Source organism: Corynebacterium nasorum, assembly GCF_022347325.1.
Taxonomy (GTDB): domain Bacteria; phylum Actinomycetota; class Actinomycetes; order Mycobacteriales; family Mycobacteriaceae; genus Corynebacterium; species Corynebacterium kefirresidentii.
Window position 1 is genome coordinate 150,867 of the sequence record NZ_JAKRDU010000005.1, and the last position, 14,217, is coordinate 165,083.

A 14,217-nucleotide genomic window follows, 5' to 3' on the forward strand; every position below is an offset into this window, starting at 1 on the left:
CGAAAACTTTCCATTCCCGCGCAACTTAAGTGGAAGATAAATGCACGATACCTATATACCCCAGGGTGCTCTGATGCCCTAATAAGGTTAACCGCCGGAATTCATAATATCTGCGGCGACGGGAACGCATTCATCCTCCGGATCGTCGAGCCAGCCATCTGGCAATGCCACCTTGGAAGGCGAACCTTGGCGGCCTCGGGCACCGTCGGCGTCGGCAGCCAAGGCGTCGGAATCTGCCCATGGGGCTAGGAGCTCTCGCAGTGCGTCGAGGGAATCCACCTTGGCCAAGCCCGCGCGTACTTGGCCGCCGACTGGGAAGCCGCGCAGGTACCAGCCAATGTGTTTGCGAATGTCGCGGGAAGCATTATCCTCGCCATCGTGCTCTGCGAGTAGCTCTGCGTGGCGGAGAATAACCTGGGTAACCTCACCCAGGGTGGGCTCAGCTGGGATGGACTCGCCGCGAAGGGCAGCGCCGAGCTCCGCAAAGAGCCACGGGCGGCCGAGGCAGCCGCGCCCGACCTGCACGCCGTCGCAACCGGTCTGTTCCATCATGCGGCGCGCATCCTCGGCGCGGAAGATATCGCCGTTGCCCAAAACCGGGACTCCAGTGTCTGCTAGGTGCTCTTTTAGTCGGGCGATCTCGTCCCACCGTGCTTCACCGGAATAGCGCTGGGCGGCGGTACGGCCATGCAAGGTAACGGCGGCGGCGCCGGATTCGACGGCGATGCGCCCCGCATCAAGATGCGTATGGTGTTCATCGTCAATGCCTACGCGCATCTTTACCGTTACTGGGATGTCGGTGCCCTCAGCAGCTTTGACGGCGGCGGAGACAATATTGCCAAAGAGGCGTCGCTTATAAGGCAAAGCGGATCCACCGCCGCGACGGGTCACCTTGGGAACCGGGCAGCCAAAGTTCATATCAATGTGGTCCGCCAAGTTCTCGTCCACGATCATCTTTGCTGCCTTGTAAGTATATTCCGGATCCACCGCATAAATCTGCAGTGATCGGGGATCCTCCTGCGGAGCAAAGGTTGTCATGTGCAGCGTCTTTTCATTGCGCTCTACTAGCGCGCGGGCGGTGACCATCTCACAGACGTAGAGGCCGGAAACCGTGCCAGTGCGCGCCAATTCCTGCTCGCGGCACAACGTGCGGAAAGCAACGTTGGTTACCCCCGCCATCGGGGCGAGGATGACGGGGGAGGAGAGATCGTAGTGTCCAATGCGCAAATTCACGCCCCAATTGTGCTAGTTGACGGGCCAAAATAGCAACTAGGGCCACAGTGGTGGCGTTCCTTATTTCCGTTTTATGGGGTGGGGGTCACACAAATGTGGTGGAAATCTTGCAAAGATTCGCTAATGTGGTCTGTGTAACTAATTAGGACGGCCGTTATTTTGGCTAGTCTCTCGATGAAGGAGGATTACCCTTGTCCGAAAGAATCGCGTATGCCCCGTTTCAGAAGCTCGTAGTTTCGGCAGAAGAGGCTGCTCAGCACGTAAACCACGGTGATCGCGTAGGCATTTCCGGCTTTACCGGCGCTGGCTACCCTAAGGGCCTGCCTACCGCCATCGCAGAAAAGGCCAAGGCCCTGCACGAAAAGGGCGAGGAATTTAAGATCGATGTCTTCTCTGGTGCCTCTACTGCTCCGGATTGCGATGGCGTCCTCGCGGAAGCTGAGGCGATTCGCTTCCGCTCTCCTTATAACTCCGATCCCACCTTGCGTAAGCAGTTCAATGACGGAACCGCGCTCTACCAGGACATTCACCTGTCTCACTCTGGCCAGCAAGTAGAGGAGGGCTTCTACGGTGATTTCCAGGTAGCCATCATCGAGGCTGTGCGCATCACCGAGGAAGGCCACGTCGTCCCGTCCTCCGCCGTGGGCAATAACCTCGAATATATTGAGGCTGCGGATAAGATCATCATCGAGATTAATGAGTGGCAGTCCATCAACCTCGAGGGCATGCACGATATCTACCGCATCGAAAAGCTGCCGAACCGTCAGCCGATCCCTATCACCAAGCCGGGTGACCGCATCGGTACCACCTACATGGAGGTGCCGGAGGAGAAGGTGGTCGCAGTGGTCAAGACCGATGCCCCCGACCGCAACGCGCCGTTTAAGGAGCCGGACGAGATCTCGGAAAAGATCGCTGCAAACTTCATCGAGTTCCTTGAGGGTGAGGTGGCTGCCGGCCGCCTTGAGTATGACAAGTTCATCATGCAGTCCGGCGTGGGCAACGTGCCAAATGCCGTGATGGCTGGCCTCCTGGATTCCAAGTTTGAAAATATCCAGGCCTACACCGAGGTTATCCAGGATGGCATGCTTGATCTAATTGACACCGGCAAGATGACCATGGCCTCTGCTACCTCCTTTGCCCTTTCCCCGGAGTATGCCGAGAAGATGAACGCGGAGGCAGAGCGCTACCGCAAGCACATCATTCTTCGCCCACAGCAGGTCTCCAATCACCCAGAGGTCATTCGCCGCGTTGGCCTGATTTCTTCCAATGGCATGATTGAGGCCGATATTTACGGCAATATCAACTCCACCAACGTCTCCGGCTCCCGAATCATGAACGGCACCGGTGGCTCGGGTGACTTCACCCGCAACGCCTATATCTCCACCTTCGTCTCGCCGTCCGTGGCCAAGGATGGCGCCATTTCCGCGCTGGTTCCTTTCGTGTCTCACACAGACCACACCGAGCACGACACCATGGTCATCATTACCGAGTATGGAGTAGCTGACCTGCGCGGACTGGCTCCGAAGGAGCGCGTGGAGAAGGTTATCTCTGTCGCTCACCCGGACTACCGTCCGCTGCTGGAGGACTACTTCAAGCGTGCCAAGGAAAACAAGTTCCAGCACACCCCGCACGATTTGAAGACCGCCTTCGACTTCCAGGTGAACTTCATGGAAAAGGGCGATATGCGCGGCTAATCTAACTGTGTCCTGGCGGGCGCTCAGCGGTGAGCTGGGCGCCTTTCGCTTGCCGACGCCCCCTAATTAGGACTTTGCAAATGTCGCAAGCTAAGATGTAACGACGTTGGGCCTTTAGCTCAGTTGGTAGAGCTACGGACTTTTAATCCGCAGGTCCCGGGTTCGAGCCCCGGAGGGCCCACTACACCAATTTTGTGGTATAAGCCGACCACATTCATGCGATCACGCCCCTTCCTGATCCCAGGCTGATGCCAAGGCGGTTTGAACAACCTGAGAAGCCGCCGAATCAGCCGCCAGATAGTGCCGTAAAGTCACGGTGGTATCCGAGTGCCCCAGATGCGCGCTCGCGGCTGCTAACGGCACGTGAGAGGCCGCAAGCAGGCTCGCACACGTGGCCCGAAGATCATGAGGGGAAATACGAGGGACTGCCGCGCGATCACAGGCAGGCAACAGCACCCGACGATGCCAATTACCCCGATGAATCGGGGTTTCAGCGGCAGAGGCAAACAACAATTCCTTACCCCGGCGATGATGCGCCCAGATTTCCAGCCCGGACAATAACCCTGGCGGGAGCACCACCATGCGTTTTTGATGCGATTTGGTATCGCCCCACAGCCAGCCACCACCATGCCGAGGTTGCACACTGCGATGGATATACAAGCCTGTGGGCGACACATCACCCGGAGTGAGGGCGATGGCCTCACCGATGCGCAGCCCTCCATAAGCCATCACCGAGGTCAGTAAACGATCACGCCGCTGTGGCATTGCCTGGATGAGGCGATGAACCTCTTGGGAGGTAAGGGCATAGGGTTTCGCTCGTGGTGCGGTACGCAGCCGAAGGCGTGCGGCAGGGGAGCGGTCAATAACTCCATCGTCCTCGGCGAGTTCAAAAATGCCGCGCAGGATGACCCGTGATCGGCGTGCTTGATGCGGTGCCCGCTTCCACAGGTCAGTAAGCCACACACGCAAATCAGAGGGTTTCACGTCGGTAACTTCGACCTCACCCCAATCAGGAAGAATCACCGAGTCAAGCAAGATACGGTAGTCCTGCGCCGTGCGAGGAGAGATCATGCGTGTGGTGGTGTATAACTCAGCGTATTTCGCAACTGTAGGCGCGACAGGTAACGTCATAGCCTGGCTCCTTTCATCCGTTTAGGCAGCCCCGCCACGGTTTCCCTGCCATCTGCGCCGACCAAGCAACAATGTTCAGGGAAATCGCGGCTTTTTTCATACCGGAATCTGTCTCTCATGGCTTCACCTCATTAACGAGCCACTGATCTAGCTCGTCGCGGCGATACCGGATGATTCGACCACGGCCATACCGGCGTGGCCCACACCCCGTCTCTGCCCACCGATCTAAGGTGGTACGCCCCACCTTGAGGTAATCAGCTGCTTCCCTTGGGGTAAGATACGGGCTTTCGAAGTCCTGCATCACTTTTGTGCTCCTTTCAGCTTCTGTTCCACTCGAGTGATGAACTCCTGATACGACAGGTGTGGGGTGGTCACGAACACCGGATCGCGACCGGCATCGAGTACTAAGCACCGCCCAGGGGCCAGTTTTAATACTTGGGTTTCTGTGTCTTCGTCTACTTCCCCGGCGACCATCTTCACTGAGTCGTGATTATCTAGACGGTGGGTAACTCGGCGGGCGTACTGGGCGCGATCATGAAGCACGTTGGCCTCGGGGCGCTGAATGACCGTGTAAACCACCACCCCGGCTTTCGCGCCTTCTCGCAGTAGACGGCCTACAATGCGAATGACTTCGGCCTTGTCCTTTTTGTTCCGGCCTTCCATCGCGGCGAGTGCGCCTGCGTATTCCTCGAGCACCACCACATAGGCCGGGCACTGCGCGCTGAGGGTGACCTTGTCGAGCTTGTGGTGACGTAGCTGCTCGATCCGGTGATCCATGAGTGCTTCCAGTCGGTGCAAGACCTCAAGTGCCGCATCGAGATCAGTCTGGCTAGACCCACAGGCCACGTAATCCTTATTAGCCTGAGAAAACGGCTGCAAGGTGATCCCAGAGACATCGACGCCACAGATACACACGGTTTTCATTCCGGCGAGTTGGCTGAGCACGCAGTAGGTGAACACGGACTTTCCAGAGCGTGTTGCCCCAGAAATAACTGTGTGCGCACCAGGGGTATCCCAGTGGAACTTTCCACCGTCCCATATCTGGGCCACCACCGGTGCCTCACTATGCAACCGGCGAGGTTGGGGACGAGGTGTTGATGGGGGAGTTGTATGCCTACGGGCATGTTTGTTTTTTCGGATCATTGCTTACTTCCCTTCCATGAAAGGCTCCCGCCCCAGTGCCTTCCGGCACTGAGTTGGGCAGTATCAGTCGAGTAGCGAGATGGCGGGCTGCTGCTGGCCGGGGATCTGTGTCTGCACGATGAGTACCACTCGCCCCGGTTTTTCCTCGATGATTACTTCCTCACCCTGGAGGAGTGAGCTGAATTTTTGCCGGATCTCGGGGGCTGCTAGGACCTCGATCTGGGTAGCCAGATCGTGGACTGACTGGCCATAGGCGGGCGTGATGGCAAGAGAGATGCCTCGGGGATGGCGCGCAGGGGCACCTGCTCGCCGCGCGAATTTAAAGGCGGGCTGATCGCGGCGGGCGTCCTCGCCGGTGAGGCTGGGATCCGGGGTGTGGTGAGGGTCAGGGCAGCCGATTTTATGACGGCGCGCCACTATCCCAAAGCCGCGAAGGTACGCCCAGAGGCGGGCTTCCTCACGCTGGTAGCCCCGGCGCTGAGCAACGCGGCGGTAGTACAGCATGAGCAGGGGCCTCCAGCCAAAGGCGATGATGAGCGCCACGACGAGAATGGCTACCGCCCAGGGCAGCACAGTGTGAACTAGGTAGTTCTGCAGCAGGTCGTTGAGCAGGTTCAACCGCTCGGTGATGGTAGTTAAATCAAGCGCGGGGTTGTTCCCCGTAGAAGTATTGTCATATCTCATTGCTTGCTCCTATCTGTGTTAGAGATGATCTTGGACTTGTGGGAGGATGGCTGCTCGGTGGCCACACCTAGGGCAGCCAGGGCATTTCCCTGCACCTCCCAGTGCTCGCAGGACACCGTGATGGCCAGCGTCGCGTAGGAGCTGGAGGCCGCCTGCGCCCGCACGGTTAGTTCGACAGGCCCAGCGGGCGCAAGGATCGCCCCGGCCGGTATTTTCTTATCGCTGCCCGTCTCCAGCCGGATCGTTGCAGCCTCTCCCGCGATCGACGCGGCCACGTCCCGAAGGGCAAAGACAGCCCATCCTTGGGAGTGAACTCGCTGCGCGTCGGTGCGCTTGCCGCCCTCGTACTCATAAACAGGCGACGGTGTGGAGTCCGCCATCACCACCGCCCTGATGTCCAAATCGGAAGCCGACAGAGTCAATGTGTTCAGGCTCATACTTAAGCTCCTTTCTTAAATCTTCACGGGAGGCCGGGCGCCTCCCATGGTTGCCATAATAGCACATTTAATCCAAGGTGGATAAAATGGTCCACGGTAAAATGTGGAAGCTTTCGGTTATCGATTTAGATTGGATGGTATGATCCACCCATGGTTGCCTTTGAACTGCATAAACGACTCTTCAATCCCGAGGCGGATGACCCTATGGATCGCCTCGAAAGGATTGACTATGCCTTGGCGCGCATCGATGCTGACGGACATGTCCTCGAACAAAATCTGAAACGTCTCACAGCGCGCGCGCATAAAATCCGCAATGGTCCCGAAGCCATGAATGAAAGCGCTTGGCTTGAAATTCTGGAGATGACTGGAAAACTGTCTTCTCAGCTAGCCGAGCTGGTTAAAGCACTAGCTGTAGTCGCTATTCATGACCTCAGATTTAGTGGACGCCTTGTTGCTAAATCGCTGGCGCTTGCGCCACATACACCGCGACGGTGGGAAAGGTTGATATTCGAGCCGGAGGAGTAGGCCACCCGGAAGGGTGGCTGAACTCATCCTTCCGGGGATTATACTTTTATCGGGCTGTGGTTTTTGCAAGCATCTTCTCTAGGTCCTCCTGATCCCACGCTTGCGGGATAGTGGACCGGGAAAACTGGAGGCACGATGTGATCCGTCGTACCAGTGACAGCCTGGTATCAAGTGATTGACCTCGATAAAACAACCACGGTGGATCATTGGAAATTACCACCAGCGTCGTATGCAAAGCCCACGTATCGGAGTACCGGGCAGGAAGTCGCATAGGATAACTATCGGCCAGGTGGAGGAAGTCTTCCCAGTCGATCCTCCCGGAAAAATCATCCAACACAATCACCGGCTGAGAAGCGTAATCATCCCAAGGATTACGATACGATCCAACCCAATACACCTCCTCCCGGGGCCATCCCTCATAAGCAAAACTCGACTTCCCGGAACGGCTCTCACCCCACAGCCATATCACCTCGATATCACGCAACACTTGAGCCTTTTTCGCATCCCGGTAACGAATCTCTGTACGAATGTTTGCGATAGCTTTCAAAGCTTCGGGGTATCGCTCAATAATTTCCCTTTCGCTAAGCCCTTTCTCCCAAATCGCTTCATGGAGCACATCCACATCACGACGACGAACAGCACTTTTAGCCCTCTGGGCCAACTTAGAATCATCACCCCACTCCACAGGCTCCACACCCGCCACGGCGGTCTCAGTCTTTCGCGCGTACTCCCTTGCTGCATCCACGTTGCGCGTTTTATCAAGATGAGAGCCAGGGACACGCTTCCACACCGCCGAACCATGTACCGCTGCATCATGGTAGATGTAGCCCTGCCAGTGCAGATAACCATTCTCGCTACCTTTTTCCAGCTGGAACCGGCCTACGGAATACTCTCCCTGCAAGTTGCGCATGAGGTCCTCGCGAGAGAAATACCGCGCCCCTTCCTTCATTGGCTTTGCTCCCTCGCGTACCTCTGCGGGGATTGCGGGATCGTCTACCTTCGCTGGGATTGTGAGCATCCAGCTTCGAGACCGACCTAGTCTGCGCACCCCAGACGGCACCGTGACCTTAGTACCTATCGAGGGGGTTTCTTCAGTGGGTTTCTCGGGTTGCTTGTCTTCTGCGCCTTGGAGTTGTTCCACCAAGTTCTTCCCGAGGAGGGAGATGAGTTCTTCGTGGTTCATGCTGCCACCCCCATCGGCACAAATTTTTGACACCGGCAGGTGGGAAAGTGTGTCATGTTTTTACCCTGTGACCAGGCAATGGCACAGTTGGTACACAAAACCGTAATACTAGCGCTCGCTGCGCTTCGCGCTGGATTTTGTGCCCCGCTCGCTTCGCTCCCGGGGCACTCCTGTGCACTTCGCTCCCGGGGTTCCCTGCGGCGCGCTGCGCGTGCTGCGCCCTTGGCGCAGTTCTCGCGCGCCCCTCCCGCTTGGCACCGTCGTGCCGCCTGGGGGTGTGTGAAGGGAAAGAGCGACGTCTTTTCTTTTAATCCGCAGGTCGTGGGTTCGATCCCCACAGGGCCCACAACTGGAGCCACCCGGTAGGGTGGCTCCTTTTAGTTTTTCACCATCTTCTTGATGGCGCGCATCGCCTCTTCTAGCTTCTCCGTGGCCACTTCGCCGTCCTCGGCGGCAGCACCGGCCACGCAGTGCTCGATATGGTCTTCTAGGAGCGCGAGTGAGACATTTTCTAGCGCTGACTTCACGGCCGAAATCTGGGTAATAATGTCAATGCAATACTGGTCTTCCTCGATCATGCGATGGATGCCGCGTGTTTGGCCCTCAATACGTTTGAGCCGTGCGAGGTAGCGATCTTTACTTTGTGAATCTGCGTTATATCCGTGCACGTGTGGCTCGTGACAGGAGCACGTTTGATGCTGGTCAGACATGGTTCCTAATCTTTCTGGGGGAGCGATTTTGTAACTAGGTGAGGTCTCCAGTATATTTCTAGAGGTCGCCATAGCGCGACGGGCCCCCATCGTCTAGCGGCCTAGGACACTGCCCTTTCACGGCAGCGGCACGGGTTCGAATCCCGTTGGGGGTACCAACATGAAAGTGTTGGTACGAATTAAATATTCGATTGGCCTTGTGGCGCAGTTGGTTAGCGCGCCGCCCTGTCACGGCGGAGGTCGCGGGTTCAAGTCCCGTCAAGGTCGCAGAAAAGCAGCAATCGTTTCTACGATTGCTGCTTTTTGTTTTGGTACGCTGGCGCCAACTAAGGAATTAGGAGAGTCAGCACTGTGGAACCATACGTAGGGATTGTCGTCTTTGAGCTCGTGTCGCAGGATTCGGAGCTTAGGAATTTCTACCGGGAAGACTTCTTCCTCGTCTACGCAGATTCTGAGGAGGAGGCGCACCACAAAGTTGCTAACCGAGCTCACGAGCAAGAGTATGAAGAGCTGAAGTTGCGCCACATTGTAGATGTTGCTCCGGCCCTGTATGGCTATGTGGACCGAGATTGCGACCTTTACTCGCGACACTTTGCCGCACTGGAAGACTATGAGCGCTTTGAGATGAAATTAGGAGGAAGCGATCCTCTTCAGGCTCCCGAATAGTGTTATGACGTGCTGATTTGGTGAGTGTTGGGAGTCTTCTGTAAAGTAACTATCCGTGCCAGAGAGCACGCATAATTTAAAATGGCCTTGTGGCGCAGTTGGTTAGCGCGCCGCCCTGTCACGGCGGAGGTCGCGGGTTCAAGTCCCGTCAAGGTCGCGGAAACCTTCGGGTTTCTGGCCAGATAGCTCAGTCGGTAGAGCACACGCCTGAAAAGTGTGGGGTCGCCAGTTCGATCCTGGCTCTGGCCACAATAATGGCTCCTCTTAAGAGGGGCCATTTTTGCTTTAGTATGGGTGCATGGAACACGCTATTGCACACCAGACCGATAAATCCCGTTACGTCCTCACCGTGGACGGTACTGAGGCGGGTGCTTGCTACTACGTAGACGCGGGCGATACCCGCGAGTTCAACCACACGGTCATCAAGGACGCTTTTCGCGGCCAAGGACTGTCTGCGCCGTTGATTAAGGCTGCGCTTGATGATGCCCGGGGCGTCGGCAAGCAAGTCATCGCTTCCTGCTCCGCCGTGGCACACTTTATAGAAAAGAACCCCGAATACCGCGACCTGCTGCGCCCAGAAGGCATATAAAAAGCGGCCCACAGTTGCCTGTGGGCCGCTGGGAGAGAACTTAGATGTAGTAATCGGGGTCGACCAGTTTAATGCGCTCATTTGGATTGCGTGGGCGGTTCTTGGCTGGGATGCCCACCGCGATATGTTCGGCGGGCACGTCCTTCGTCACTACGGCATTGGCGCCAATGGCCGATCCCTCACCGATCGTAATGGGGCCGAGTACCTTAGCGCCTGCGCCGATGACTACATTGTCCTCGATGGTGGGGTGGCGCTTAGTCTGAGTGAGTACCTGGCCACCGAGGGTGACACCGTGGTAAAGCATGACGCCATCGCCAATCTCGGCGGTTTCACCGATGACGATGCCCATGCCGTGGTCAATAAAGAAGCGGCGACCGATAGTGGCGCCCGGGTGGATTTCCACGCCGGTAAAGAAGCGGTTAATTTGCGCTAATATGCGCGCGGGCCCGCGTAGGCCGCGCTTCCACATCCAGTGCGAAATGCGATGAGACCACACCGCGTGGAGGCCGGAGTACACTATTGCATTTTCGACGTCGCCGCGAGCGGCTGGATCGTGATCTCTTGCATTCGCTAAGTCTTCACGGATGTAGCTCATAATGTTCATGCTCACATAGTACTGGCATAAAAAAGGCACCCGCCAAGGTTGGCGGGTGCTTTTATTCATCCGAAGTGATTTAAGCCTCGCGGATGTCCTCGAAGAGGATGGTGGAGACGTAGCGCTCACCGAAGTCCGGCAGGACAACCACGATGGTCTTGCCCTCGAACTCTGGGCGCTCTGCCAGCTTCAAAGCTGCAGAGACGTTAGCGCCGGCGGAAATGCCCACCAGCAGGCCTTCCTGGGTGGCCAGGTCGCGGGAGGCCTTAATGGACTCCTCGGTGGTGGCGGTAAAGACTTCGTCGAGAAGCTCGCGGTCAAGTACCTCAGGAACGAAGTTGGCGCCGATGCCCTGGATCTTGTGCGGGCCAGCGTGGCCTTCAGACAGGACAGGGGAGTCGGACGGCTCGACGGCGGCCAAGTGCAGGTCCGGGTTCTTGGACTTCAGGAAGCGACCTACACCGGTAACGGTGCCGCCGGTGCCTACACCAGCAACGAAGGCATCAACCTTGCCCTCGGCGTCCTCCCAGATCTCCGGGCCGGTGGTCTCCTCGTGCATCTTCGGGTTTGCTTCGTTGGCGAACTGTGCAGCCAGGATTGCGTTGTCGTTCTCGGCGACGATTTCATTCGCCTTGTCGACGGCGCCCTGCATGCCCGCCGCGCCTGGGGTCAGTACAATCTCTGCGCCATAGGCGCGCAGCAGCACCTTGCGCTCGTTGGACATGGTCTCCGGCATGGTCAAGATGACCTTGTAGCCCAAAGTGGCGCCGGCCAGAGCTAGGGCAATGCCGGTATTGCCGGACGTGGCTTCCACGATGGTGCCGCCCGGCTTGAGCTGACCAGACTTCTCAGCGGCCTCAACGATGGCCTTGCCGATGCGGTCTTTCACGGAGTTAGCGGGGTTAAAAGATTCAACCTTGGCAAGCACGGTTGCACCCTTGCCCTCGGTAAGACGGTTTAGGCGGACCAGCGGGGTGCCGCCGATGGTTTCCATAATGTTGTTGTAGACAGCCATTGTATTGACTCCTTTGGGAATCGGATTTGGATTCAAATCGTGTACAACGCAAGGGTACACTACACAAGTAGACCGGTCAGTATATAAATTCTAGACCGGGCATTCGGGCATTCCATGTGGGATTACAACACCGGATAAGCCAGGGGCGATTTCGAATTACCCCCACATGCTGTCTATACTTCCACTCAGTTGCCCGCTGGCCCCCAAATTCCCGGGGGGAAGACGGGTACACCTGCTTGGTTACCCCCGACGAGGAAAGAGTCTCATGGAGTCGCATCGCCTCAAAGATGATGAAGAATCCGTACGCGCGGCGTTATCGTCCCTGAAAACCGCTACAGGTATTCCGGTGACGATGTATGCCACGCTGCTGCCAGACAATCGCTTGCAGATTACGCAGTGGGTGGGCCTACGTACCCCAGCGCTGCAGAATCTGATCATTGACTCAGGCGTTGGTGTGGGTGGGCGAGTGGTGAGCACTCGCCGCGCGGTAGGCGTCTCCGATTACACCCGTGCTACTACCATTTCGCACGAGAATGATCGCGTAATCCAAGACGAGGGCCTGCACTCCATCGTGGCTGTGCCCGTTACGGTCCAGCGCGAAATCCGCGGCGTCCTCTACGTGGGAGTGCATTCACCAGTTCGCCTGGGCGACAAGGTCATTGAAGAAGTGACGATGACCGCGCGCACTCTTGAGCAGGACCTAGCTGTAAATTCCGCGATGCGCCGCGCCGATGGGTCTAAAGGCGGAGCCGCCCGCGGCCACGTTATGAACGGTGCTGAGTGGGAACAGGTACGCTCCACCCACTCCAAGCTGCGCATGCTGGCTAACCGCGTGGAAGACGAGGAGCTGCGCAAGGAACTGGAGACGCTATGTGACCAGATGGTTTCTCCGGTGCGCGTGAAGCAATCCACCAAGCTCTCCGCCCGCGAGCTCGACGTTCTCTCTTGTGTGGCCCTGGGCCACACCAACGTGGAAGCGGCTGAGGAAATGGGAATCGGCGCAGAAACTGTGAAGTCTTATCTGCGCTCGGTAATGCGTAAACTCGGTGCGCACACCCGCTACGAGGCGGTCAATGCCGCCCGTCGCATCGGCGCGTTGCCTTAAGAACCGGTAGCGTAGGCAGTTGTGAAAGATCAGTTTATTGTTTCCGGCGGTGCCCGCTTAGAGGGCACCGTCAAAGTAGATGGCGCAAAAAATAGCGTCTTAAAGCTCATGGCCGCATCCTTGCTGGCGGAGGGCACTACGACGCTGACCAACTGCCCAGAAATTCTGGACGTCCCCCTGATGAAGAAGGTCCTCGAGGGGCTCGGTTGCGAGGTAGTTATCGAGGGCTCTGAAGTCCGGATTACTACTCCTGCGCAGCCACAATCTAATGCGGACTTTGATGCAGTCCGCCAGTTCCGCGCCTCAGTTTGTGTGCTCGGACCCCTGACCTCCCGCTGTGGTCATGCCAAGGTAGCGCTGCCCGGCGGCGACGCGATTGGTTCCCGCCCGCTAGACATGCACCAGACGGGCCTGGAAAAGCTGGGCGCTACCACTCGTATTGAGCACGGTGCCGTCGTGGCAGAAGCCACCCACCTACGTGGCGCGAATATTCGCCTTGATTTCCCGTCAGTGGGTGCAACCGAAAACATCCTCACCGCCGCGGTTCTCGCTGAGGGGGAAACCGTTCTGCATAATGCGGCTCGTGAGCCCGAAATCGTCGATCTGTGCACCATGCTCAAATCCATGGGTGCCGATATCGAAGGTGAAGGAAGCTCGGTGGTGACTATCCGGGGCGTCGATAAGCTGCAGCCCACCCAGCACGAGGTTATCGGTGACCGCATCGTGGCAGGTACATGGGCATATGCCGCCGCCATGACTCAGGGGGACATCACGGTGGGCGGTATCTCGCCGCGCCACCTGCACCTGCCACTGGAAAAGCTGAAGTCCGCCGGTGCCGAACTGGAAACCTATGAGAACGGCTTCCGCGTACGCATGGATCAGCGCCCGCAGTCGGTGGACTATCAGACCCTGCCATTTCCGGGGTTCCCTACTGATTTGCAGCCTATGGCCATTGGCATCTCCGCCATTGCGGACGGAACGACGGTCATTACAGAGAATGTCTTTGAATCCCGCTTCCGCTTTGTAGATGAAATGCTGCGCCTGGGTGCCGATGCCCAGGTTGATGGACACCATGTAGTAGTCCGCGGCAAAGAGCGGCTGTCTTCTACTCACGTATGGAGCTCCGATATCCGCGCAGGTGCGGGCTTGGTGCTTTCTGCGTTGTGTGCGGATGAGACCACTACGGTTCACGATGTTTTCCACATCGACCGCGGTTATCCGAATTTTGTAGAAAACCTGCAGCGTCTCGGCGCCACGATCGAAAGAACTCAGGAAGAAGAGCTCTTTTAACGACGTCCCCAGTACACAGTTTTCCGTTGTGTGCTGGGGATTTGTGTTGTTTGGTTGTGGTGGGCTAGATTAATTCAAGTCGCTGGGAGGTAGCCTGGAGGTTACTTGATGGTGACATTTTGTACGGACTTGGTTCGATGATTTGACTTTGTTCTTTGAGTTGAGTAAGTTTGTACGGGCTGCCGATGAGAGGTTAACGGGAAGTTAATTTTCTGTT

At 57.2% G+C, this 14,217-nt stretch carries 16 protein-coding genes and 5 tRNA genes; 11 read left to right on the forward strand and 10 right to left on the reverse strand.

Annotation, left to right across the window (positions count from 1 at the left end; translation table 11 throughout):
- Positions 1 to 87: 87 nt before the first annotated feature.
- Positions 88 to 1,233 (reverse strand): tRNA dihydrouridine synthase DusB, encoded by a 1,146-nt coding sequence (dusB, locus tag MHK05_RS06315; protein WP_239205549.1) that lies wholly within the window; start codon positions 1,231 to 1,233, stop codon positions 88 to 90.
- 191 nt (positions 1,234 to 1,424) lie between these two features.
- Between dusB and scpC the strand changes: the two genes are divergently transcribed.
- Positions 1,425 to 2,927 carry a succinyl-CoA:acetate CoA-transferase ScpC gene (scpC, locus tag MHK05_RS06320; protein ID WP_239205551.1) on the forward strand — a complete coding sequence of 501 codons (1,503 nt, stop codon included), beginning with the start codon at positions 1,425 to 1,427 and terminating at the stop codon, positions 2,925 to 2,927.
- A gap of 108 nt (positions 2,928 to 3,035) precedes the next feature.
- Positions 3,036 to 3,108 (forward strand) — tRNA-Lys (locus MHK05_RS06325).
- 41 nt (positions 3,109 to 3,149) lie between these two features.
- Here MHK05_RS06325 and MHK05_RS06330 read toward each other — a convergent pair.
- From MHK05_RS06330 to MHK05_RS06345, 5 genes are all read right to left on the reverse strand, one after another.
- On the reverse strand, positions 3,150 to 4,058 hold the full coding sequence (locus tag MHK05_RS06330; protein ID WP_239205553.1) for a tyrosine-type recombinase/integrase: 909 nt from the start codon (positions 4,056 to 4,058) through the stop codon (positions 3,150 to 3,152).
- Positions 4,059 to 4,173: 115 nt separating this feature from the next.
- Positions 4,174 to 4,359, reverse strand: a complete 186-nt coding sequence (locus MHK05_RS11905; RefSeq protein WP_367403375.1) for a helix-turn-helix transcriptional regulator — start codon at positions 4,357 to 4,359, stop codon at positions 4,174 to 4,176.
- Positions 4,359 to 5,201 (reverse strand): FtsK/SpoIIIE domain-containing protein, encoded by an 843-nt coding sequence (locus tag MHK05_RS06335; protein WP_239205555.1) that lies wholly within the window; start codon positions 5,199 to 5,201, stop codon positions 4,359 to 4,361. Before MHK05_RS06335 ends, MHK05_RS11905 begins: the two co-directional genes overlap by 1 nt.
- Positions 5,202 to 5,264: 63 nt before the next feature.
- Complete coding sequence (locus tag MHK05_RS06340; protein WP_239205557.1) at positions 5,265 to 5,885, reverse strand: hypothetical protein; 621 nt, start codon at positions 5,883 to 5,885, stop codon at positions 5,265 to 5,267.
- Positions 5,882 to 6,322 (reverse strand): hypothetical protein, encoded by a 441-nt coding sequence (locus tag MHK05_RS06345; protein ID WP_239205559.1) that lies wholly within the window; start codon positions 6,320 to 6,322, stop codon positions 5,882 to 5,884. Before MHK05_RS06345 ends, MHK05_RS06340 begins: the two co-directional genes overlap by 4 nt.
- Before the next feature lie 150 nt (positions 6,323 to 6,472).
- Here MHK05_RS06345 and MHK05_RS06350 point away from each other — a divergent pair, with 150 nt between their 5' ends.
- Positions 6,473 to 6,847, forward strand: coding sequence for a hypothetical protein (locus MHK05_RS06350; RefSeq protein WP_239205561.1), 375 nt, complete (start codon positions 6,473 to 6,475; stop codon positions 6,845 to 6,847).
- Between the two features lie 46 nt (positions 6,848 to 6,893).
- On the opposite strand, the gene MHK05_RS06355 is transcribed toward MHK05_RS06350, so the two are convergent.
- Both MHK05_RS06355 and MHK05_RS06360 read right to left on the reverse strand, forming a co-directional pair.
- Positions 6,894 to 8,030 (reverse strand): RNA helicase domain-containing protein, encoded by a 1,137-nt coding sequence (locus MHK05_RS06355; protein WP_239205563.1) that lies wholly within the window; start codon positions 8,028 to 8,030, stop codon positions 6,894 to 6,896.
- Between the two features lie 377 nt (positions 8,031 to 8,407).
- Positions 8,408 to 8,740 carry a metal-sensitive transcriptional regulator gene (locus MHK05_RS06360; protein ID WP_023019853.1) on the reverse strand — a complete coding sequence of 111 codons (333 nt, stop codon included), beginning with the start codon at positions 8,738 to 8,740 and terminating at the stop codon, positions 8,408 to 8,410.
- Positions 8,741 to 8,822: 82 nt separating this feature from the next.
- On the opposite strand from MHK05_RS06360, the gene MHK05_RS06365 reads away from it, so the two are divergent.
- From MHK05_RS06365 to MHK05_RS06390, 6 genes are all read left to right on the forward strand, one after another.
- Positions 8,823 to 8,898 (forward strand) — tRNA-Glu (locus MHK05_RS06365).
- 35 nt (positions 8,899 to 8,933) lie between these two features.
- A tRNA-Asp gene (locus MHK05_RS06370) sits at positions 8,934 to 9,007 on the forward strand.
- Between the two features lie 84 nt (positions 9,008 to 9,091).
- Positions 9,092 to 9,406 (forward strand): DUF4288 domain-containing protein, encoded by a 315-nt coding sequence (locus tag MHK05_RS06375; RefSeq protein WP_023019852.1) that lies wholly within the window; start codon positions 9,092 to 9,094, stop codon positions 9,404 to 9,406.
- A gap of 83 nt (positions 9,407 to 9,489) precedes the next feature.
- A tRNA-Asp gene (locus tag MHK05_RS06380) sits at positions 9,490 to 9,563 on the forward strand.
- A gap of 19 nt (positions 9,564 to 9,582) precedes the next feature.
- Positions 9,583 to 9,655, forward strand: a tRNA-Phe gene (locus MHK05_RS06385).
- 49 nt (positions 9,656 to 9,704) lie between these two features.
- Positions 9,705 to 9,995 carry a GNAT family N-acetyltransferase gene (locus MHK05_RS06390; RefSeq protein ID WP_023019851.1) on the forward strand — a complete coding sequence of 97 codons (291 nt, stop codon included), beginning with the start codon at positions 9,705 to 9,707 and terminating at the stop codon, positions 9,993 to 9,995.
- A gap of 40 nt (positions 9,996 to 10,035) precedes the next feature.
- Here MHK05_RS06390 and epsC read toward each other — a convergent pair whose 3' ends face one another.
- Entirely contained in the window at positions 10,036 to 10,599 is a 564-nt protein-coding gene (epsC, locus tag MHK05_RS06395) for a serine O-acetyltransferase EpsC (RefSeq protein WP_034655513.1), read from the reverse strand.
- A gap of 70 nt (positions 10,600 to 10,669) precedes the next feature.
- A complete protein-coding gene (gene cysK, locus MHK05_RS06400; protein ID WP_023019849.1) occupies positions 10,670 to 11,605 on the reverse strand; it encodes a cysteine synthase A in 936 nt (311 codons plus the stop codon).
- A 265-nt stretch (positions 11,606 to 11,870) separates the two neighbouring features.
- On the opposite strand from cysK, the gene ramA reads away from it, so the two are divergent.
- Complete coding sequence (gene ramA / locus MHK05_RS06405; protein WP_005325834.1) at positions 11,871 to 12,710, forward strand: acetate metabolism transcriptional regulator RamA; 840 nt, start codon at positions 11,871 to 11,873, stop codon at positions 12,708 to 12,710.
- A 21-nt stretch (positions 12,711 to 12,731) separates the two neighbouring features.
- Positions 12,732 to 14,000 (forward strand): UDP-N-acetylglucosamine 1-carboxyvinyltransferase, encoded by a 1,269-nt coding sequence (gene murA, locus MHK05_RS06410; RefSeq protein WP_023019848.1) that lies wholly within the window; start codon positions 12,732 to 12,734, stop codon positions 13,998 to 14,000.
- Positions 14,001 to 14,217: the final 217 nt, after the last annotated feature.

What these genes read in the sequence shown, in the direction of transcription:
- MHK05_RS06355 (WP_239205563.1), bottom strand. Translation starts at nt 8,030, where the DNA reads ATGAACCACGAAGAACTCATCTCCCTCCTCGGGAAGAACTTGGTGGAA.
- MHK05_RS06345 (WP_239205559.1), bottom strand. Translation starts at nt 6,322, where the DNA reads ATGAGCCTGAACACATTGACTCTGTCGGCTTCCGATTTGGACATCAGG.
- MHK05_RS06360 (WP_023019853.1), bottom strand. Translation starts at nt 8,740, where the DNA reads ATGTCTGACCAGCATCAAACGTGCTCCTGTCACGAGCCACACGTGCAC.
- MHK05_RS06350 (WP_239205561.1), top strand. Translation starts at nt 6,473, where the DNA reads ATGGTTGCCTTTGAACTGCATAAACGACTCTTCAATCCCGAGGCGGAT.
- epsC (WP_034655513.1), bottom strand. Translation starts at nt 10,599, where the DNA reads ATGAACATTATGAGCTACATCCGTGAAGACTTAGCGAATGCAAGAGAT.
- ramA (WP_005325834.1), top strand. Translation starts at nt 11,871, where the DNA reads ATGGAGTCGCATCGCCTCAAAGATGATGAAGAATCCGTACGCGCGGCG.
- MHK05_RS06335 (WP_239205555.1), bottom strand. Translation starts at nt 5,201, where the DNA reads ATGATCCGAAAAAACAAACATGCCCGTAGGCATACAACTCCCCCATCA.
- MHK05_RS11905 (WP_367403375.1), bottom strand. Translation starts at nt 4,359, where the DNA reads ATGCAGGACTTCGAAAGCCCGTATCTTACCCCAAGGGAAGCAGCTGAT.
- MHK05_RS06330 (WP_239205553.1), bottom strand. Translation starts at nt 4,058, where the DNA reads ATGACGTTACCTGTCGCGCCTACAGTTGCGAAATACGCTGAGTTATAC.
- MHK05_RS06340 (WP_239205557.1), bottom strand. Translation starts at nt 5,885, where the DNA reads ATGAGATATGACAATACTTCTACGGGGAACAACCCCGCGCTTGATTTA.
- cysK (WP_023019849.1), bottom strand. Translation starts at nt 11,605, where the DNA reads ATGGCTGTCTACAACAACATTATGGAAACCATCGGCGGCACCCCGCTG.
- MHK05_RS06390 (WP_023019851.1), top strand. Translation starts at nt 9,705, where the DNA reads ATGGAACACGCTATTGCACACCAGACCGATAAATCCCGTTACGTCCTC.